The following is a 19,489-nucleotide window of genomic DNA, read 5'->3' on the forward strand; positions in this document are numbered from 1 at the left end:
CACACGCCCGAGAGTTCGGTTCGCCGACGCTCGCTCAGTGGATGCCGACGTACGCCTCTGTGATGTAGTCGTTGTTCTGGAACTCCGCGGCGGAGCCACTGAGCTCGACCCGGCCGGACTCCAACAGTGAGAGCCGGTGGGCGTGGCGCAGCGCGAACGTGGCGTTCTGCTCAACGAGCAGGAGCGTCTGGCCCTGGTCGTTCAGCGTCTCGATGGCGTCGCTGATGTCGTCGATGATGACGGGAGCCAGCCCGAGCGTTGGTTCGTCGAGGACGAGCAGTTCCGGGTCGCCCATCAGCGCCCGGCCGACGGCGAGCATCTGCTGTTCGCCGCCGCTCATCGTCTGGGCCTCTTGGTCCCGGCGGTCGTCGAGTCGCGGGAACAGGTCGTACACCATCTCCAGGTCGGCCCGGACGGCGTCGCGGTCCTCGCGGAACTGCGCGCCCATGAGCAGGTTCTCGTGCACCGAGAAGAACGGGAACAGGTCGCGGTCCTCGGTGCAGTAGATGAGGCCGTCGTTGACCAGCTGCTGGGGGTTGAGGTCGGCCACGTCTCGCCCGTTGAACCGAATCGTCCCGCCATAGTCGAGGAAGCCGGCAACGGCGTCCAACAGCGTCGTCTTCCCCGCGCCGTTGGGGCCGACGATGCCGCCGATCTCCCCGCGCTCGACGGTCAGCGAAACGCCGTCCAGCGCCTGAGACTTGCCGTAGTACACGTCGAGGTCTTCAACTTCGAGCAGCGGGTCTCTCATTGGACCGCGCTCACCTCCCCGGCGAGGTAGGCGTCCTGAACCCGCTCGTCACCGACGATGTCGGCCGGGTCACCCGACGCCAGTTTCTGGCCGTTGTGCAACACGACGACCCGGTCGACGAGGTCCATCAGCCCGCGCATGTTGTGGTCGACGACGACCATCGTGATGCCCTGCTCGCGGAACGACTCGAACTGCTCGGAGAGCCGCCGGACCTCCGTCTGGTTCAGGCCAGCGAAGGGCTCGTCCAGCAGGAGGAGGTCCGGCTCTGTCGCCAGGGCCTTCGCGATTTCGAGGCGGCGAACGTCGGCGTGGGGCAGGGAGCCGGGGTCGTCGTCGAGGGCGTCCTCGATGTCGACCTGTGCGGCGTAACTGGCGATTGCCTCGTCGCTCGCGCCACCGTCGAGCGAGCGAATGCTGTTGGGGAACGTGAATAGCTCGATGTTCTCTCGGACGGTCATCGACCCGATAGGGTTGGACTCCTGAGAGACGCGTGACAGACCGCGGTTCACGATTTCGTGGGTCTTGTCGTCCGTGATGTCCGTCCCGTCGAAGCGCACTGTCCCGCCGGTCACCTGGTAGATGCTCATGATGCAGTTGAACACGGTCGTCTTGCCGGAGCCGTTGGGGCCGATGAGGCCGAGTATCTCGCCGCTCTCGACGCCAAAGGAGAGGTCGTCGACGGCGACGAGGCCGCCGAACTGCTTGGTCAAGTCCTCAACCGACAGCAGCGTCACCGTCGGTCACCACCCAGCGCGCCGAGCGCACGCCAGAGGAGACGGAACAGTCCGTCCCGAGCGAACACCAGCACGAGGAGAACGAGCAGCCAGAGGGCGAGCCAGCGCAGTTCCTCGCCGAGGCCGACGAGGAACACGTCCCGGAGTCCAACGAACAGGAACGCGCCGCCGAGCGGCCCCAGAATCGAGCTCATGCCGCCGATGACCGCCATCGCTATCATCTGGATGCTGTTGTCCACGATGACGAACGTCTGGGGATCCACGCCCGCATTGACGTGGGCGAGCAGGACGCCGCCGATGCCCATCGGGACCGCACTCAACACGAACGACCAGAGCTTGAACTTCGTCGGGTCCAGCCCGGCCGCGGAGACGGCGTCCTCGTTCTCCCGGATGGCGACCAGCACGGTGCCTACGTCGGAGCGCCCGACGTAGGTCAGCGTGGCCGCAACGGCGAGCATCGACACCACAACCATGTAGTACTGCAGCGTCAGGTCGTAGGTGAACACGTCGACGCGGATGCCTCGAAGGCCGTTTGTCCACTCGCTCAGGGCCTTCGTCAACCGGTAGAACAGCAGGACGGTGACGAAGGTGACGAGCGAGAAATACGGGCCACGGAGCCGGAGCGAGGGGACGGCGATGGCCAGCCCCAGCACCGTCGTCACGAGTATCGACAGCGGGACTGTGACAAACAGCGATAGCCCCGGGTTCAGATGGAGCACCAGCAAGCCGGTGGTGTATCCGGCCGCCCCAGACAGCGCCGAGTGGCCGAAGCTGATGTAGCCGGTGTAGCCGCTCTGGATGTCCCAGCCCATCGCGAAGACGGCCCAGACCGCGCCAAGCGTAAGCGGTCTGAGGTAGTCCTGGCCCCACAGCGGCGCGGTGACGAGGCCGCCGAAGGCCACTACGAGCAGCAACAACTGCAGGCCGGTGACCTCGCCGAAACGCTCGCCGAGTCTGCGGTTGTACCGCTCCGCGACCGGCCAGAGCAGCCGTTCCGCTGGCCGGCCGACCGCCCCGACGACGCCGGCCCCCTGCGCGAGGAGGGTGTCTCTCAGGACCGATTCGGCGCGGCCAACGAGCCGGCCGATACCTCGGCCGGTCTGTTCTCGGTCACTCATGGACGAACTCCGTGCCGTACAGGCCCTGTGGCAGCACCAGCAGGACGACCACGAGGACCACCAGCGACATGATACCGCGGACGCTCTGTCCGAGGAACTGTCCGGTCGCCGTCTGCAGGTAGCCGACGATGTAGGCGGCGGCGACCGACCCCTTGATGGAGCCGATGCCGCCCACGACGACGATGATAAAGGCGAGCGCGAGCGGTTCCAGCCACATCGTCGGTTCGGCCGCCCCGATACCGCCCAGGAACACGCCGGCGATGCCAGCCAAGCCGCCCGCGACGAGCCACGTGCGGGCACGCACGCCGGACACGTCGACGCCGGTGAGCATGGCCCCGCGCTCGCTCATCGAGGTGGCGCGTATCGACCGGCCGCTGTCGGTCTTGGTGACGTAGTACCAGAGCAGCCCCATCGCACCCCAGGAGGCGACGAAGGCCGCGAGTTCCACGTAGAGAATGCGGGTCCCGAGCGCCTGGACCTGCAGCACGCCCGGTACCACGCTGTACTGGTAGGGCTGAGCGTGAAACACAAGCGTGACGAGTTCGGTGAAGGCGATGGCAACCACGATGGTCGCGAGGAACGTGATGACGACGTTCTCCTCGATGGTCCGGACCAGCACGACGTAGAGACCGTAGGAAATGAGCCCGACGATGACGATTGTGAGCGGGAACGCGACTATCGGATGCAGCGTCACGCTCGCAAGGATACTGTCCGAGACGAGACTCAGGTAGGTGTACGCGCCGGCCATTATCAGCGCGCCGTGGGCGAGGTTCAACACGCCGCCGACGCCAAACACCATGGTGAAGCCGATAGCGATCAGGGCGTAGACGGCGCTGATGAGCGCGCCGTCGACGATGACGCTGGCAATGTCTCCGAGCATCGTTCACCCCATCCACGGTGGCGCGGCGTGTTCGGCGGTCCGCAAGCCCTCCGGGTAGACGCACTCCAGAGACCCGCCCTCGCGCCACTGGGTAAGCGGGTAGTTCGTGATGATGCCGTCACTGTCCCGCTTCTCTCGGAGGTCGTGGGCGTACGTCTCGTCGGCCCCGTAGAACTGGACCTGCCCGGCCGCTCCAGTGAAGTCGGTCTGGAGCAGCGCGTCGACAATTGTATCGAGGTTGTTCTCCTGGTCGACGGTACCGGCGCGCTCGGCGGCGTTCTTGAAAACGTGTATCGCGTCGTAGGTCACAAAGCCCATGTACATCGGCTTGCTCGGCGGGTCATCGGCGTCCCCGTACTTCTCCATGTACGACTCCGTGAACGGGACCGTCTTCGACGTGATGTCGGTGACACCCGCCGCGCCAGACTGGGTCGTCGTCTCGTAGGCCGCCGCGCCTTCGGTGAGCTGGTAGTACGCCGGCAGCATCGACGCGACGTGGACTCCTTCGATGCCAAACTCGTACTCGCCCTCCGCCCAGCGGGCCGCCATCGGCCCGCCGTTGATGTGCGCGAAGAAGCGGAACATTGCGTCCGCGCCCACCTCGTCCACGTCGTCTAGCACCGACCCGAATGAGGTGGTATCAGTTGCCAGCCCGTTCACCATCGGTACGTCCAAGTCCGCCTCCCTCAGCAGGTCGACCAGCCGGTTCCGGAACACCGTCGTCCACTCGGCGTCGTCGGCGACGACGGCGAACGTATTCCACCCGTGGCGGTCCGAGAGGTGGCTGGCGTACTGGCTGATGACCTCCGCCTGGAAGTGGGAGTTCACCGGCCCGACCCGGAACGTGTTCTTGTAGCGCTCGTAGTCGGACGCGACGAACTCCGTGACGGTGCTCGGCGCGGCGGAGCCGGTGACCAGAAACGGCGTGTTGAACTCCGACACCAGGTCCATGATGGACTGGGTCACCTCGCTGGAGAACGTGCCGACGATGGCGTCGACTTCCTCCTGTCGGACCAACTCGCCTGCGACGGTGCGCGCCTCGGACGGCGACGCCCGCGTGTCCTTCGTAACGAGTTCGACGGTCTGGTCGGCGATACCACCGTCGTCGTTGATTTCCGCGACCGCCATCTCCGCCGACCGCTTCGAGCCGATGCCGAGTGGGTTGTTCAGCGGTGCGAGGTGGCCGATGGTGACCGTCTCGGAGATGCCACCACCTCGATCAGGGTTCTCCCCACCACCGCCGCCGTCACCGCTGCAGCCGGCGAACAGTCCGAGCGCTGCGCTCGCCCCGGCCGCTCTGATGAATGACCGCCGACCGATACCGTTGGTATATGCTGTGCTCCTGTCGCTGGGTGTGCTCGTTGGGTCTGCCATGGTCTACCCTCGTTGGGTGGTACCACGTACCAAACCATTCACATTAAAGATGCGGGAGAGTCCGCAGTCTGTTCCAAGCTCCCTCACAGGTACAGCGGGACGGTCACGATGGGCTGGCCATCAGAGCCCATGTCGACAGTGGGCGCTCCGTGGCCGTCTGCCCCGGCACGCAGAAGACACAGTCGACCAAATCTATATTTGGGTGGCCATCACACATCGAATATGGCGTTTAGCTTGACGGCCGAGCAGACGGCAGTCCGAGAAGCAGTGCGTGAATTCGGCGAGAACGAGATAGAGCCACTCGGAACGGAATGCGACAGGGAGAAGCGCTACCCGGAGGAACTGATGGAGCAGGCGGCACAGTACGACCTCATCGCGCCGGAAGTCCCCGAGAAGTACGGTGGTGCGGGGATGGACAGCCTCACTGGCGTCGTCGTCACCGAAGAACTGTGGCGTGCCGACCCGGGTATCGGGAGCGCAATCGGCTCCCGTGGCTTCGGGTCAAGCATGATTCAGAAGTACGGCGACGAGTGGATGAAAGAGAAGTGGCTGCCGAAGATCACCAGCGGCGAGTCGGCGTGTGCTAGCGCCATCAGCGAACCCGCCCACGGCTCGAACGTGGCCGGTATCGAGACGTACGCCGAACGCGACAGCGACGGCTGGGTACTCAATGGCAACAAGATGTGGATCACGAACGGCACCGTCGCCGATGTGATGGTCGTGATGGCAAAAACCGACCCCGACGCCGGCCACGAGGGCATCAGCGCGTTCCTCGTGCCGACGGACACCGACGGCCTGCAGGCGGAAAAAATCGATAACAAACTCGGCATCCGCGCGTCAGACTTGGCCGAAATCATCATCGACGACGTTCGCGTACCCGAGGAGAACCTCATCGGAGAAGCGGGCGCTGGCTTCTACCAGTTGATGGACTTCTTCGCGAGCGGGCGGGCGAACGTGGCCGCACAGGCCGTCGGCACCGCGCAAGCCGCTCTCGACGACTCGATCCAGTACGCGAACGAGCGCGAGCAGTTCGGCCAGCCGATCAGCGAGTTCCAGGCCATCGAACACAAGATCGCGGAGATGGCCACCAACGTCGAGGCTGCGCGGTCGCTTACGTATCGCGCCGCCAGCGCCATCGATTCTGGCAACCTCGATGTGGCGACGAAGTTGGCCAGCATGGCGAAGTTGTTCGCCAGCGAGCACGCCGTCGACGTGGCCGACGAGGCGATTCAGGTCCACGGCGGCGCGGGCTACGTCACCGACCACAACGTCGAGCGGTACTTCCGCGACGCCCGCATCACCAAGATCTACGAAGGGACCAGCGAGATCCAGAAGAACATCATCGCCGACCGCGTGCTGTGAGACTGCACTAAAGCTGAGAGATCGCGCAGCCTACCGCCGGAGCGTCAGGAACTCGGCCGAGAAGACAGCGTCGTCGGCCTGATTCACGGCGGTGACTTCGGTCCGGACGACGCCCGTCGCAACCGGATGGTCCCGCCGTTCGGTGTCGACAATCTCGGCCTCGACGTGAATTGTATCGCCCAGGAACACCGGCTTGACGAACCGAAGCCGGTCGATGCCGTAGAACGCGACCATGTGGCGCTTTTCGGCCTCGTCGCGGGCCTGCCACAGCAGGCCAGTGACGATTGAAAACACCAGCGCACCGTGGGCGATTCGTTCGCCATACCCCGAGTCGGCCATCCGCTCGGCGTTCGTGTGGAGGTGATTGAAATCCCCGCTGACACCCGCGAAGTTGACCACGTCGGCCTCGGTGATGGTTCGGCCCGACGTGGTGAAGCCGTCGCCGACCTCGACTGCATCGAACTCGCCGGCCATCTTACCGGCCCTCACAAGCGGCCGTGGCACGACGCTTCGGTTGCTGGTCGAGTCGGCACTGCCGCGTTCGCACCCGCCGGTCCCGGGACTGTGGTCCGCTACTATTGCTAGACATACACATCGTCACCGTGTCCCGCACCGGTGTTAATGCTACCGGGGATCGCCGGTTACTCGCGACGCCACCTCAGGGAGACACAGCGCCCACAGGCTGTTCTGGCTGTTCAACTATATTCAACGGAATCCGGCAGAGAACACTCAGGACGTAGCTTTATTGCGGATGCCCGAGATGTCCGATGCGATGTCAAAGTCACACACGGAGCGGTTTCGTCTGGAAGGTCAGCGGGCGATTATAACGGGTGCATCGAGCGGCATCGGTCGGGCAATCGCGGAGGAGTTCGCGGCTGACGGGGCCGACGTGGTTGTCTGCTCGCGCGAGCAGGACAACGTCGGACCGGTGGCCGACGAAATCAACGAGAGCGACCGGCCCGGTGACGCGGTCGCTATCGAATGCGATGTGACAGACCGCGAGGCCGTCGAGGCGCTAGTGGAAGCGACCGTCGACGAGTTCGGCGGGCTGGACGTGCTCGTGAACAACGCCGGCGCGAGCTTCATGTCCGGGTTCGACGACATCAGCGAGAACGGCTGGAAAACCATCGTCGACATCAACCTCCACGGGACCTACCACTGCACGCAGGCGGCCGGCGACGCGCTGGCCGCGGACGGCGGCGGGACGGTCATCAACCTCTCCAGCGTCGCCGGGGAACAGGGCGCACCGTACATGAGCCACTACGGGGCCGCAAAAGCCGGCGTCAGCAATCTTACGTCGACGCTGTCGGCGGAGTGGGCTGACCGCGACATCCGCATCAACTGCATCGCGCCGGGCTTCGTCGCCACGCCGGGCGTCGAGTCACAGATGGGTGTCAGCGCCGACAATATCGACCGCGAGGCCGTCGAGCGCCGCATCGGTCTCTCGGAGGAGATCGCCGACATCGCGCTGTTCCTCGCCAGTCCGGCCTCGTCGTACATCGTCGGCCAGACGATCACTGCCGCCGGCGTCCCACGGCTCGAAGAGACGCCTGACATCTGAGCGCTGGGAGTTCCAGTACCGACGGTCGAAGCCGCGGTCTCACTTCGAAACGCCGAGCCAGTCCGGCAGCTCTCGGAGATCGTCAAGAGCCACATCCACGGCGGGTCCGTCTTCGGCCCCGTAGGCGACCGTCCACAGCCCGGCCCGCGTTCCGCCGTCCATATCGTGTTCGTAGCGATCACCGATCATCACGGCCTGTGCCGGTTCGACCCCGGCTTTTCCCAGCGCTGTCTCGAACATCGCCGGGTCAGGCTTGGTTCGACCGACGGCCTCCGAAGCGGTGTACGAATCCATCGTGTCCCAGACGCCGAAGGTCCGCAACAGTTGCTCACCCTCGTCGGCGTCCACGTCGCTGATCACACCCTGATGGAGTGGCGCGTCTGCCAGGTCCTTGATTGCCGCGACGGCGTCGGGATTGGGCTCGACTTGTTCGGTACGGATCTCTTGGAACAGTGCTTCCCACTCGGTTTCCTTGGGACTGACTGTCAGAATTTCATCGATTGCCCGCCGGTAGCCCTCGCGGGCGGGCCGGAACGCTGTCCCCTCGCGCTCGCCGAAGTACGTTCCGAGGACGTTCCGCCATCGTTCGAGGGCCGCGTCGGAATCCGCAGTGGCCGGGTACTCCGCACACAGGCGTTCGACAAACTCGCGGTGGGCCGCTCGGACGGACGCCATCCGAAGGATGACGCCGCCGATATCCCAGAAGACGGCCTCGACATCTGGACTCTCGCTCACGGCAGCGGCTTGGACTGGCCCGGGTATGAAACTACCGCCGACGCCCGGTCCCGTGGGTGCGTCGCGATGGGTGTGCCGGGGTACAGCATCGGTAAATAAACGACCAACCACGCGTTCGCTGTGCTCCAACACTTATGATGTCGACGTGCGAGAACAAGAGTGTGCCATGATATCGTTCACCGATTCTGAGGCCGCGACTACGCTTGCCGAGCGTGCCCGAGCGTTGATGGACGAGGTCGTCATCCCGCGGGAGCGAGAACTCGCGGGCGGGACGGCTATCTCCGACGCAACCGTTCGCGACCTCCGCGCTGCCGCACGGGAGTACGACGTGTACGCCCCGCAAATCCCCGAAGAACACGGCGGAATGGGCTATGACTTCCGTGACGTGTTGCCGACGTTCGAAGAAGCGGGCCGAAGCCTCCTTGGCCCGATTGCGATGCGCGTCGACGCGCCTGATGAGGGCAATATGCATCTGCTGGAGATGCAAGGGACTGACCTCCAGAAATCGGAGTACCTCGACCCGCTCGTCGAAGGCGAGATACAGTCTGGCTTCGCGATGACGGAGCCGATGCAGGGCGCGGGCTCCGACCCGAAGATGATTCGAACCACGGCACAGAAGGAGGGTGACGAGTGGGTCATCGACGGCCACAAGTGGTGGACGACCGGTGGCGTCGACGCCGACATCCTGCTTGTCTTCGCTCGGACGGACAAGGACGTACACCCCTATGAGGGGTGTTCAGTGTTTATCGTCCCGGCCGACGCCGACGGCGTGGACATCGTTCGGAACGTCCCGCATATGGGCAGCCAGGGTGACCCGAAGGGCCATGCCGAAATCGAGTTCAACGGCGTTCGCGTCCCCGAAGAACACCTGCTGGGCGAGGAAGGCAACGGCTTCCAGCACGTCCAGCAACGGCTCGGCCCGGCGCGGCTCACCCATTGTATGCGTTTCTCGGGGATGGCCGAACGGGCGTTGTCCATCGCCAAAGCCTACACCACCGAGCGGCAGGCCTTCGGCGACTCCGTGGCCGACAAACAGCACGTCCGATTCGAAATCGCCGAACAGGAGACACAGATTCAGGCCGCGCGGGCACTGGTCCGGGCCGCCGCTGACGCCATCGCCGCCGGGAAAGAAGCCCGCGTCGAGGTGTCGATGAGCAAAGTGTTCGCCGCTCGGGCGACGCAGGACGCCATCGACACTGCGGTCCAGTTCTGTGGCGGCAACGGCATCGGCCGGGACCTCCCGCTTGCGGACTTCTACGAACTGGTCAGGACGTTCCGAATCGTTGACGGGGCTGATGAGGTCCACCTGCGGACTATCGCTCGGGAGGCCTTCGAGGACGTGGACAGCGAGGAACTGGAGCCGGTGCGTCGCTACCGCGAGTAGGACGGGGCAGTCAGCGGCGACGGTTGCTACTTCCCTTCGAACTCTGGCTCACGGTCGGCCGCAAAGGCCGCTGTCCCTTCCGCTACGTCGTCAGTCGTCAGTAGGAGCGCAAAGGCCTGGCTCTCCATTTCGAGGCCGGCGTCGAGGCTCTCGTCGGCTCCTTCGTTCATCACACGCTTGGCCTTCCGCAGGGCAATCGGCGGCCCGGATACGAGGTCCGAAACGAACTCTTCGACCACGTCATCGAACTCGTCGGCGTCGACGGCCCGGTTGATGAGTCCCCAGTCGGCCGCCCGCTCGGCGGAGATGTGCTCGCCGCGGAACACGAGTTCCTTCGCCCGGGCGTCGGTCAACATTCGGATCGCGCGCTGTGTTCCACCGCCGCCGGGGAGCAGCCCGAGCGTGATTTCGGGGAAGCCAAACTCCGAATCGGTCGTCGCCAGCCGGAGGTCACAGGCAAGGGCGAGTTCCAGCCCCGCGCCGAGACAGTAGCCGTCGATGCGCGCCAGCGTCGGTCGGGGGTACTCGGCGACCGTCGTGAACACTTTCGTCGGCTCCGACGTCTGTGCGGGGTCGCGGTCCGCGAAGCCGGAGATGTCGGCTCCGGCGGAAAAGGCGCGCTCGCCGGCCCCTTCGAACACGACGGCCCGGACGTCGTTCTCGTCGACCGACGAAAGCAGATCGACGACCTCGTCCGCGAGGGTTTCGCTGATAGCGTTCATTCGCGATGGGCGGTCGAGTTCCACTTCTAGCAGGCCATCGTCATCGAGTTCCCAGTTGATCGTGTGGTAGTCACCCGGGCCGTCGCCGTTGTCGTACTCGTGGAAGCCCTGGCCCGCTTCCGTCCCGGTGTGGCCGGCTGCCACGAGATCAACAAGGTACTCCGCCGGCTCGTAGCGGTCGTCGCCGTGCTCGTCGCGGAGCTTCCGGAGTTTTTCGAGGATGTTGTCGAGGCCGATGTCGTCGGCCCGGCGGCAGGTCCCCTCAGGGAAGCCCGCCCCGAGTCGCATCCCCGTGTCGATGGCCTCTGCCGTCGCTACGTCGTCGCCGACGAGCTTTGCGGCCTCGTTCGCCATCACCGCTTCGACGCGGAGATGGTCGAACCCCTTGGCATCCTCCGGGACGTACTCCGGGCCGCCGCCGTCGTCGTAGTCGTAGTACCCCTTGCCGGTCTTGCGGCCGAGGTTTTCGTTTTCGACTTTCTCCGCCATGATAGGCGGGACCGGCCTTCCGGCCTCCGTCCGGACATGGTAGCCGATGTCGATGCCGGTCAGGTCGCCGAGTTCGAACGGCCCCATCGGGTACCCTCGCTCGTGGACCATCGCGGCGTCGGCCTGCCGGATGGTCGCCTCGTCCGCAGAAACCATCCAGGCTGGCTCGCTCATGAACGGCCCGAGAACGGAGTTGACGACGAACCCACGCACGTCCTTGCGGACGTATATCGGCGTCTTGCCGAGAGATTCGACGAACTCGTAGCCGCGCTGGGCCGTCTCGTCGGTCGTTGCCTTGCCGTAGATGACCTCGACGAGGTCCATCTTCACCGGCGGATTGAAGAAGTGCAGGCCCAGCACCGAGTCCGGCCGCTCTGTCGCTGCGGCGATCTCCGTGATGGACAGCGAGGAGCTGTTCGTCGCCAGCAGCGCATCTTCGGGCGCTGCGGCGTCGACGGACTCGAAGATGTCCTGTTTCACCGAGAGCTGTTCCGGGCCGGCCTCGATGACCAGATCCGCGTCGCTCACCGCCGCTTCCAGATCGGTCGTCGTCGCGACCCGCGCCGCCACGTCGTCGGGGTCCTCGTCGAGTCGCCCCTTCTCGGCGAGCTTTTCGAGCGACCACTCGATCTCGTCGTAGCCGTCTTCGACGATGTCCGCCTCGATGTCACGCAGCACGACGTCGTAGCCGGCGATTGCCGTGACTTCGGCGATGCCGTGGCCCATCGTTCCTGCACCGAGCACTGCAACTGTCGCTATCTCTGGCTGCTCTGCTCGCATACGCGTAGTGTCTATTGCAACACATATCAATCATCCCCCTAGCATCCGTTTTGTGTCGCAATACGTCGACGATTATTACCAGCCAGAAAGCCCCCGGCGAGCTGTGTATGGGGTTGCTGCCATCTGCCGGGGCTTCGACACGCAAATCGGCTCTTGCTTCGTCGCTGCTAGAGCGGTTCGTCGCCCTCGATAATCCGGATCGCGCGGTCGGCCAGCGCCGGGACGCGGTTCTCCATCAATGGATAGAACGGGTCGTCGGCGTTGCCTTCCAGATAGCGCCGGTAGAACATCTCCCCAAGGGCGGCGAGCTTGTACACGGCGAGCGTCCGATAGAACCGCTCGTGTTCGAACGTCAGGCCGGTCTGGGCTTCCCAGCGGTCGACCAGATCTTTCCGGGTCGGGTAGCCCGGTGCTTCGATGAACTCCATCGCAAGGTCGGGAATCTCCGGCTCGGGGTCCTTGGCGTCACGCCAGTACGAGAGCAGCCAGCCGAGGTCGGCCCGTGGGTCGCCCAGCGTCGCCATCTCCCAGTCGAAGACGGCGGCGAGGTCCGGGTCGTCACCGGGGCCGAACATCACGTTGTCGAGTTTGTAATCGCCATGCACCAGTGTCTCCGGATGGTCGTCGGGACACTCGTCCTGAAGCCACGAGCCGACCCGCTCCAGTTCAGGGACAGTGCGGGACTCGGCCGTCCGCTCGAACGCCCACGCCAGTTGTTTCCCCCAGCGCGTGACCTGCCGCTTCGCATACCCTCTCGCACGGCCGAGGTCTGACAGGCCGACGGATTCGGTATCAACCCCGTGGATAGCCGCGAGGGTGTCGACCAGCTCGGTGCCGACTGCCGCCCGGGCGTCGTCGTTCCCGAAGCGCGCTGGCTCGTCGTCTCGGATGACGGTCCCTTCGACGCGGGCCATGACGTAGAAATCGCTACCGATGACCGTCTGATCGTCACAGGCCGTCACCGTCGGCGGGACCGGCACGGCTGTGTCCTGCAGCGCGTCGATGACGCGATACTCCCGCAACACGTCGTGGGCTGTCTCGGCGGTCTGGCCCGGTGGGGGCCGCCTGACGACCAGCTCTCGGTCGCCCCAGGTGACAAACAGCGTCTCGTTGGAGTGGCCCTGCTCGTGTCGCGCAACGTCGAATGTCTCGGCCGGGCCTATTTCCCTTGTGAGAAATTCTTCGAGCGCACTTTCGTCGACCAGCCGCTGGTAGTAGTCGCTGCTGTGTTCAGTCATAGTGTCTGATTTGGCTCCGTGTCATGAAAAACTGCGGGTCGTGTCACCGTCCGACGAACTCCGGTCGGCGGTCGGTCAGGAACGCCTCGACGCCCTCCTCGTGGTCGGCCGTCTCGAAGACGATGCCCTGTGCCGTCGCCTCGTCGCGCTGGGCGCGGTCGAAGGACTTCTCCAGGCCGTCCTGAAGCAGCCGCTTTGAATGCCGGAGGGCAATGGTCGGCCCATCGGCAATGCGGCTGACAGTCGCCGCGACTTCGGACTCGAACGACTCGGTATCGTAGACGTGATTGAACAGGCCCAGCTCTGCGGCTCGCTCGGCGTCCAGAATCTCGCCGGTGAACACTAACTCCTTTGCGACGTTGGTCCCGACGATACGGGGGAGCAGATACGACGTGCCGGCGTCGACGCTGAGGCCGACCTGCCGGAACACGAAGCCGATGCTGGCCGACTCGCTCGCCAGCTGGATGTCACAGGCGATCGCGAGGTTCGCGCCGGCCCCGACGGCCGACCCGTCGACCTTTGCCACGGTCGGGACCGGCAGTGCGACGACTCTGGCGATGGTGTCGCGGGTCCGACGAGCCAGTTCGCTGACGGCGTCGTCGGTCGGGTCGTCGTTCGTGAGCCGCTCGCTCATTCCCTTGATGTCGCCGCCGGCCGAGAACGACTCGCCGGTGCCCTCGATGACGACACACCGAACATCGGACGCAGTCTCGATGGTATCGAGGTGGCGCTCCAAGGCGTCGTATACGGGCTGTGTGAGTGCGTTCCGCGTTTCCGGTTCGTTCAGCGTCAGCGTGGCGATGCCGTCGTCGATGGCGAGCAGTACGGATTCGCTCATCGGATATCCCTCTGTGGTAGCTGCATGGGGTCGCTTCACACGGTCCCGGTATAAATTTACCGCTGGTTTACAGTTTCAGTCAACGCTGGCCACGAATGGAGATGGCACGCAACAGGCCACCACAGCTAGCAGGGCTAGTTTTAACATATCGGTGTGTGTTGACACGGAGTATGCCAGGTGGTGCACCACTCAACCTCCGGTCATTCCTGTGGCGTGGCGAGAACGTGTTCCCCGACAGCGAGATCGTCTCGCGGACACATCAGGGGATTCACCGGTACACGATAGCGGACTACGCCGAACGCGTACGGAAGCTAGCCTCGGCCCTCGAACAGGCGGGCATCGAACGCGGCGACAGAGTCGGGACGTTCGCCTGGAACAATCACTGGCACCAGGAGGCCTACTACGGCGTCGCTTGCATGGGCGCACAGGTCCACATGATTAATCTCCTCCTGCCCGACGAGCACATCCAGCACATCGTAGCCGACGCCGAGGACGAGATCCTCATCGTCGACCCCGTCATGCTGGAGAAGCTCGAAGGAGCCTACGACGAGGAGGCGTTCGCCTCTGTCGAGCAGTACATCGTGATGGGCGACACCGTCCCCGAAACGTCGCTGGGGCCAGTCGTCGACTACGAATCGTTCATCGCCGACGGCGACCCCGACTACTCCTTCCCGCAACTGCCCGAGGACCAGCCGGCGGGGATGTGCTACACGTCCGGGACAACAGGCAAGCCGAAAGGCGTCGAGTACACCCAGAAGATGTACTGGACACAGGTCATGTCGCTGATGACCAGCCAGGCCGGTATCAAGACCGACGACGTAGAGCTGACGTACGTTCCGATGTTTCACGTTAGCGGCTGGTGTCGTCCGTTCACGACCATCGCTGCCGGAGCCAAGACGGTCCTCCCCGGGCCGAATCCGTCGGCTGAGGATCTGGCAATGCTCATTGATGAAGAGGACGTGACCGTCTCCGCAGCGGTCCCGACCGTCTTCATGGACCTGCTGGAGTACGCCCGTGAGACTGACGTGGACTTCTCTTCGGTTCGGTACTTCACCAGCGGCGGGTCCGCGACGCCGCGGTCGCTGATGGAGGATTACAAGCAGGAGTTCGACGTAGACCTCATCTCTGGCTACGGCATGACCGAGACGTCACCGGTCACCCACGCCTACGAGCCAAAGCCCGGAATGACGGACCTGCCGGAGGAGGAACTGTTCGACCTGCGGAGCCACTCCGCGGGGCTTCCAATTGCCGGGCTGGAGTTCAAAGTCGTCAACACCGACGGCGAGGAAGTGCCCTGGGACGGCGAATCGCTGGGCGAACTCTGGATGCGCGGCCCGTGGGTCACTCAGGAATACTACAACGCCCCCGACGCGACCGAACAGGCCGTCACCGACGACGGCTGGTTCAAGACCGGTGACATTGTCCGGGTGAGTCCGGAGGGGTACGTCGACGTAGTCGACCGGATGGACGATCTCGTCAAGAGCGGCGGCGAGTGGATCGCCAGCGTCGAGGTCGAAAACGCGGTTATGGGTCATGACGACGTCGTCGAAGCCGCAGTTGTCCCTGTTCCCCACGAGCGGTGGGACGAACGCCCTGCCGCGTTCGTCGTCACACGCGACGCTGTGTCCGATGAAGCCGCGCTCCGTCAGGAAATCAAAGACCTCGTCGCCGAGTCGTATCCGTCGTGGTGGGTCCCCGACGCCATCCGTCTGGTCGACGGGATCCCCAAGGGCGCGACCGGGAAATTCTCCAAGCAGACGCTCCGTGACGAGTACGTCGACGAGTCGGTCATCGAAACGGTCGCCGAGAACGCCCCGGCAACGTAACTCGGCCGAAACGTGGCGGAGCGTTCTGGCTGACAGGCACCGTATCGACGGCAGCGTTCTCGATACCGTGCATCCACTGTCACCGAGCCAGCCACAACAAGTCCAGTCGCGGATAGGTATTTATGCCATCCCTGTGATGATTGTGGTATGCGAGCAGCTGTCATTGAGGAGCACGGCGAACCGCTCACGATTCAGGACGTGCCCTATCCGGAGCCACAGCCAGACCAAGTTGTCATCGAGACCGAAGCCTGCGGGGTCTGCCGGAGCGACTGGCACGCCTGGCAGGGAGACTGGGAGTGGTTCGGCATCCAGACCGGCCCTGGGCAGATTCTGGGCCACGAGCCGGCCGGGGTCGTCGCCGACGTGGGTGCGGACGTCGAACAGTTCTCCGAGGGGGACCGCGTCACAGTACCGTTCCACCTCGGTGACGGGTCGTGTCAGTACTGCCAGCGCGGGCACGCCAACATCTGCGAGACGTCGATGCCGCTTGGCTTCCTCGACGCCGCACCGGGGGCGTTCGCCGAGGCGTTCCCTGTCCGCGAAGCCGATTTCAACTGCGTCACGCTGCCGGACGCCGTCGACTTCACCGAGATGGCCGGGCTCGGCTGTCGGTTCATGACGGCGTACCACGCGCTGACTGACCGGGCGGATCTCAGGCCGGGCGACGCCGTCGCGATCCACGGCTGTGGCGGCGTTGGACTCTCGGCAGTCCATATCGCCGATGCGCTGGGGGCCGAACCGATTGCGGTCGACGTGCAGGACAGCAAACTCGACCGGGCGCTGGACCTCGGCGCAGCGACGACAATCAACGCTGCCGAGGTGGACAACGTCCCCGGAGAGGTTCATGCAGTCACGGACGGCGGGGCCGATGTGGCTATCGACGCGCTGGGTATCGCGGAGACGTGTCGCAACGCTGTCGGCTCGCTGGACAAGCAGGGCACCCACGTGCAGGTCGGACTCACGACTGACGACGAGGCCGGGGAAATCGCCCTCCCGGTTGATACGATGACCCTGCAGGAAATCGACTTCCATGGCTCCTACGGGATGCCGCCGATCCGGTACGACGAACTGTTCCGGCTCATCGACGCCGGGACGCTCGAACCCTCCAAGATCGTCGGGGAGACGCTTTCGCTCGACGACGTGCCGGCGACCCTCTCGTCGATGGGCGAGTACGAGACGGTCGGAATCCCCGTCATCGACGAGTTTTGAGAGACGCCGGCACTGCGCTGTGGTCGTCGGTCCCTACGAACGGTTCGCTGCCAGCCAGTCAACGGCGAAGTCTACCATCGGCTGCTGGTCGAGGAGTTTCGACTCGCCGACACCGACAGTCCCCGTCTCGACGGCGCTGGGGTGGGCACGCTCGAACGCATCGCCGCAGGCCTGAAAATCCGTATCGGTGAGTTCGATGTCCGTCCAGTGGGACCACTCGCGCTCGCCCTCGACAAGGACGGCGCTGGCGTGTCTGGTCGTGTCGGTGTCGATATCGGCGCGGTACTCGGCGAGGTGCAGCGAGGTGTTTGTCGTATGTGATGTACCGAGAAACAGGACTCTCCCAGCACGGTCGTAGACCTCGGACAGCGGTGATGCCTCCCCGAGCGAGTAATCGTAGGCGTGACCGCCCGTGATGGCCTCGGCGTCAGTACCCCATGCGGCGAAGGAATGCTGTGGGTGCTTACTCCGGTGGACAGCCGGATACGTGCGAAAACACTCGGCGATTGCACCCATTCCCTGCGTTGGCGTCACTGCTGGTCGGTATGGTGGGAACTGCTCGCGGATCGTGTCGGCCCACGAGTCCGGGACTGGTGGGTTCCCCATATTGTCAGGATCTCTGTTGCCGGGCGAGTGCGTTGGCATCACTACGGTCCCGCGCTCGGTGACGACGCGCTGCAGGGCGTCAACCACCGCCGGTGCGCCACCACAGACCCATCCCAGTTTGGACAGCGACCCGTGGACCAGTACTGTTTCCCCGCTTTCGAGACCCAGCGCACGAAGGTCGTGTGCTATCGAATCCACGGTGACCGGTTCCGCTGAACGATCACTTGGGCGCGGCGTGTCCATGGGAGACGATAGCCGAAAGCGGGCATAAGTTTCGTGTTCCCGGAGACACCGAGCCGCTGTTGTGGGTTACTGCCGTGGCCCCGAATCTACTGGCTCAGAGCAGCTGGTAGTCGCGCTCTTCGTGCTGGACGGAGATCCACTTGGTCTCGGTCAGTTCGTCCATGATCCACTCGCCGTTGTACCGGCCGATCCCGGAGTTCTTCATCCCGCCGAACGGGGCGTTGGGTTCGTCCTGAATCGGGTGGTCGTTGACGTGGACCATCCCAGCGTCGATCTGGTCGGCGATGGACCGGCCGTGTTCGACATCACCGCTGTACACGCCCGCAGCGAGGCCGTACTCGGTGTCATTGGCGAGTTCGACGGCTTCCTCGTCGGACTCGAACGGAATGACCGGGGCGACGGGGCCGAAGTGCTCGTTACACGCTGCGGACATGTCGTTGGTACACCCCGAGAGGACGGTCGGCTCGAGGAACAGGTCCTCCGCCTCGCCACCTGTTTCCAGCGTCGCGCCGGCATCGACAGTCTGCTCGATGAACGTGGTGAGCTGGTCGACCTGGCTCTCGTTGATGATCGGGCCGAACTCCACGTCCTCGTCGAGCGGGTTCCCGATAGTCAGCGACTCCGCGTGCTCGACGAGCTTCTCGACGTACTCGTCGTAGATATCCTCGTGGACGAGATGGCGGTTGATCGAGATACACACCTGTCCCTGATGGCCGAACGCGCCGACGGAGCCGGCCTTGGCGGCTGCCTCGATGTCGGCGTCCTCGGTGACGACGAACGGGCCGTTCCCACCGAGTTCGAGCGCTGGGAGGGCGAGCGCGTTCCCAGCCTGACTCGCTACTGACCTGCCGACTGCCGTCGACCCGGTGAACGACATCACGCGGGCAGTCGGATGGCCGGCCATCCGGTCGCCGATGTCGGATCCGTGGCCCGTGACGACGTTGACGACGCCGTCCGGGAGGCCGGCTTCCTCGGCGATGTCGGCCAGCAGGAGCCCGCCGGTAATCGGCGTGTCCGTCGCAGGCTTGAGGACGACGGTGTTCCCCAGTGCGAGCGCGGGACCGAGCGCTCGCGTCGTGAGGTGCAGCGGGAAGTTCCACGGCGAAATAATTCCGACGACGCCAGCGGGCTCGCGGACGATGTGATGGTCCTTGTCCTCGTGATACATCGAGTCACGGACCTCCTCTTCCGCCGGGACCATCTCCAGCGCGCTCTGGAAGTCCGCCATGGCGAAGTTGGCCTCGGCAGTTGCTTTGGCCTGAACACTGCCCGACTCCGTCGCGAGCAGTTCGACGATCTCGTCGAGTCGCTCCTGCATCACCCCGATCATCGACTCGACGTACTCGTTGCGCTCCTCGCGCGACAGCGCCGCCCAGTCGGACTGGGCCGCCTCGGCGGCCTGATAGGCGTCGTTGACATCCCCCTCCGTTCCGGCGGGAACCGCCGCGATTTCATCGCCTGTCGCGGGATTGGTCACCGGAATCGTCTCAGATGCGTTGGCGTCGCGCCACTCACCGTCGATGTATAGTCGGCTCCACGCCGTCTGGCTATCTGGTTGTGACATTCCATAGTATCGACAGCGCCACGGACTTTTAGCACTTTGGCAGCAGGCAAACGCTTAATTGAACCCCGGCCACAG

17 protein-coding genes are annotated in these 19,489 nt (G+C 64.6%); 5 read left to right on the forward strand and 12 right to left on the reverse strand.

Annotation, left to right across the window (positions count from 1 at the left end; translation table 11 throughout):
• Positions 1-34: 34 nt before the first annotated feature.
• From C443_RS15745 to C443_RS15765, 5 genes are read right to left on the reverse strand one after another with little or no spacing between them, the layout of a single operon-like run.
• Complete coding sequence (locus tag C443_RS15745) at positions 35-751, reverse strand: ABC transporter ATP-binding protein (protein WP_005537576.1); 717 nt, start codon at positions 749-751, stop codon at positions 35-37.
• The gene (locus tag C443_RS15750) at positions 748-1,485 is read right to left on the reverse strand and encodes an ABC transporter ATP-binding protein (RefSeq protein WP_005537577.1); all 738 of its coding nucleotides are present in this window, start codon (positions 1,483-1,485) and stop codon (positions 748-750) included. Before C443_RS15750 ends, C443_RS15745 begins: the two co-directional genes overlap by 4 nt.
• Positions 1,482-2,603: a branched-chain amino acid ABC transporter permease gene (locus C443_RS15755; RefSeq protein ID WP_005537578.1), complete on the reverse strand. Its 1,122-nt coding sequence runs from the start codon at positions 2,601-2,603 to the stop codon at positions 1,482-1,484. The genes C443_RS15750 and C443_RS15755 overlap by 4 nt, the downstream gene beginning before the upstream one ends.
• Positions 2,596-3,483, reverse strand: coding sequence for a branched-chain amino acid ABC transporter permease (locus tag C443_RS15760; protein ID WP_005537581.1), 888 nt, complete (start codon positions 3,481-3,483; stop codon positions 2,596-2,598). Before C443_RS15760 ends, C443_RS15755 begins: the two co-directional genes overlap by 8 nt.
• Positions 3,484-3,486: 3 nt before the next feature.
• Positions 3,487-4,857: an ABC transporter substrate-binding protein gene (locus C443_RS15765; RefSeq protein WP_005537582.1), complete on the reverse strand. Its 1,371-nt coding sequence runs from the start codon at positions 4,855-4,857 to the stop codon at positions 3,487-3,489.
• A gap of 222 nt (positions 4,858-5,079) precedes the next feature.
• Between C443_RS15765 and C443_RS15770 the strand changes: the two genes are divergently transcribed.
• Positions 5,080-6,219 carry an acyl-CoA dehydrogenase family protein gene (locus C443_RS15770; RefSeq protein ID WP_005537583.1) on the forward strand — a complete coding sequence of 380 codons (1,140 nt, stop codon included), beginning with the start codon at positions 5,080-5,082 and terminating at the stop codon, positions 6,217-6,219.
• A 30-nt stretch (positions 6,220-6,249) separates the two neighbouring features.
• Here the strand turns inward: C443_RS15770 and C443_RS15775 are convergent, their stop codons facing one another.
• Entirely contained in the window at positions 6,250-6,693 is a 444-nt protein-coding gene (locus C443_RS15775; RefSeq protein ID WP_005537584.1) for a MaoC family dehydratase, read from the reverse strand.
• Between the two features lie 277 nt (positions 6,694-6,970).
• On the opposite strand from C443_RS15775, the gene C443_RS15780 reads away from it, so the two are divergent.
• Positions 6,971-7,780 (forward strand): SDR family NAD(P)-dependent oxidoreductase, encoded by an 810-nt coding sequence (locus C443_RS15780; protein ID WP_005537585.1) that lies wholly within the window; start codon positions 6,971-6,973, stop codon positions 7,778-7,780.
• Between the two features lie 39 nt (positions 7,781-7,819).
• Here C443_RS15780 and C443_RS15785 read toward each other — a convergent pair whose 3' ends face one another.
• A complete protein-coding gene (locus C443_RS15785; protein WP_005537586.1) occupies positions 7,820-8,515 on the reverse strand; it encodes an HAD family hydrolase in 696 nt (231 codons plus the stop codon).
• Between the two features lie 166 nt (positions 8,516-8,681).
• On the opposite strand from C443_RS15785, the gene C443_RS15790 reads away from it, so the two are divergent.
• Positions 8,682-9,899, forward strand: coding sequence for an acyl-CoA dehydrogenase family protein (locus tag C443_RS15790; RefSeq protein WP_005537587.1), 1,218 nt, complete (start codon positions 8,682-8,684; stop codon positions 9,897-9,899).
• A 26-nt stretch (positions 9,900-9,925) separates the two neighbouring features.
• Here C443_RS15790 and C443_RS15795 read toward each other — a convergent pair whose 3' ends face one another.
• From C443_RS15795 to C443_RS15805, 3 genes are all read right to left on the reverse strand, one after another.
• The gene (locus C443_RS15795; protein WP_049944096.1) at positions 9,926-11,890 is read right to left on the reverse strand and encodes a 3-hydroxyacyl-CoA dehydrogenase/enoyl-CoA hydratase family protein; all 1,965 of its coding nucleotides are present in this window, start codon (positions 11,888-11,890) and stop codon (positions 9,926-9,928) included.
• A gap of 167 nt (positions 11,891-12,057) precedes the next feature.
• The gene (locus tag C443_RS15800) at positions 12,058-13,128 is read right to left on the reverse strand and encodes a phosphotransferase family protein (protein WP_005537590.1); all 1,071 of its coding nucleotides are present in this window, start codon (positions 13,126-13,128) and stop codon (positions 12,058-12,060) included.
• Between the two features lie 43 nt (positions 13,129-13,171).
• Positions 13,172-13,966: an enoyl-CoA hydratase/isomerase family protein gene (locus C443_RS15805; protein ID WP_005537591.1), complete on the reverse strand. Its 795-nt coding sequence runs from the start codon at positions 13,964-13,966 to the stop codon at positions 13,172-13,174.
• 170 nt (positions 13,967-14,136) lie between these two features.
• Between C443_RS15805 and C443_RS15810 the strand changes: the two genes are divergently transcribed.
• A complete protein-coding gene (locus C443_RS15810; protein WP_005537592.1) occupies positions 14,137-15,792 on the forward strand; it encodes a long-chain-fatty-acid--CoA ligase in 1,656 nt (551 codons plus the stop codon).
• Positions 15,793-15,939: 147 nt separating this feature from the next.
• Positions 15,940-17,001, forward strand: coding sequence for a zinc-dependent alcohol dehydrogenase family protein (locus C443_RS15815; protein WP_005537593.1), 1,062 nt, complete (start codon positions 15,940-15,942; stop codon positions 16,999-17,001).
• Between the two features lie 33 nt (positions 17,002-17,034).
• Here the strand turns inward: C443_RS15815 and C443_RS15820 are convergent, their stop codons facing one another.
• Entirely contained in the window at positions 17,035-17,850 is an 816-nt protein-coding gene (locus C443_RS15820; protein ID WP_005537594.1) for an aminoglycoside N(3)-acetyltransferase, read from the reverse strand.
• Between the two features lie 94 nt (positions 17,851-17,944).
• Complete coding sequence (locus tag C443_RS15825) at positions 17,945-19,414, reverse strand: aldehyde dehydrogenase family protein (protein ID WP_005537596.1); 1,470 nt, start codon at positions 19,412-19,414, stop codon at positions 17,945-17,947.
• Between the last annotated feature and the right edge of the window lie 75 nt (positions 19,415-19,489).

This window comes from Haloarcula argentinensis DSM 12282 (assembly GCA_000336895.1).
Taxonomy (GTDB): Archaea; Halobacteriota; Halobacteria; order Halobacteriales; family Haloarculaceae; genus Haloarcula; species Haloarcula argentinensis.

Excerpts from the sequence above, each read along its gene's own strand:
- C443_RS15745 (WP_005537576.1), bottom strand. The coding sequence starts at position 751 with ATGAGAGACCCGCTGCTCGAAGTTGAAGACCTCGACGTGTACTACGGC.
- C443_RS15755 (WP_005537578.1), bottom strand. The coding sequence starts at position 2,603 with ATGAGTGACCGAGAACAGACCGGCCGAGGTATCGGCCGGCTCGTTGGC.
- C443_RS15760 (WP_005537581.1), bottom strand. The coding sequence starts at position 3,483 with ATGCTCGGAGACATTGCCAGCGTCATCGTCGACGGCGCGCTCATCAGC.
- C443_RS15765 (WP_005537582.1), bottom strand. The coding sequence starts at position 4,857 with ATGGCAGACCCAACGAGCACACCCAGCGACAGGAGCACAGCATATACC.
- C443_RS15770 (WP_005537583.1), top strand. The coding sequence starts at position 5,080 with ATGGCGTTTAGCTTGACGGCCGAGCAGACGGCAGTCCGAGAAGCAGTG.
- C443_RS15775 (WP_005537584.1), bottom strand. The coding sequence starts at position 6,693 with ATGGCCGGCGAGTTCGATGCAGTCGAGGTCGGCGACGGCTTCACCACG.
- C443_RS15780 (WP_005537585.1), top strand. The coding sequence starts at position 6,971 with ATGCCCGAGATGTCCGATGCGATGTCAAAGTCACACACGGAGCGGTTT.
- C443_RS15790 (WP_005537587.1), top strand. The coding sequence starts at position 8,682 with ATGATATCGTTCACCGATTCTGAGGCCGCGACTACGCTTGCCGAGCGT.
- C443_RS15795 (WP_049944096.1), bottom strand. The coding sequence starts at position 11,890 with ATGCGAGCAGAGCAGCCAGAGATAGCGACAGTTGCAGTGCTCGGTGCA.
- C443_RS15800 (WP_005537590.1), bottom strand. The coding sequence starts at position 13,128 with ATGACTGAACACAGCAGCGACTACTACCAGCGGCTGGTCGACGAAAGT.
- C443_RS15805 (WP_005537591.1), bottom strand. The coding sequence starts at position 13,966 with ATGAGCGAATCCGTACTGCTCGCCATCGACGACGGCATCGCCACGCTG.
- C443_RS15810 (WP_005537592.1), top strand. The coding sequence starts at position 14,137 with ATGCCAGGTGGTGCACCACTCAACCTCCGGTCATTCCTGTGGCGTGGC.
- C443_RS15815 (WP_005537593.1), top strand. The coding sequence starts at position 15,940 with ATGCGAGCAGCTGTCATTGAGGAGCACGGCGAACCGCTCACGATTCAG.
- C443_RS15820 (WP_005537594.1), bottom strand. The coding sequence starts at position 17,850 with ATGGACACGCCGCGCCCAAGTGATCGTTCAGCGGAACCGGTCACCGTG.
- C443_RS15825 (WP_005537596.1), bottom strand. The coding sequence starts at position 19,414 with ATGTCACAACCAGATAGCCAGACGGCGTGGAGCCGACTATACATCGAC.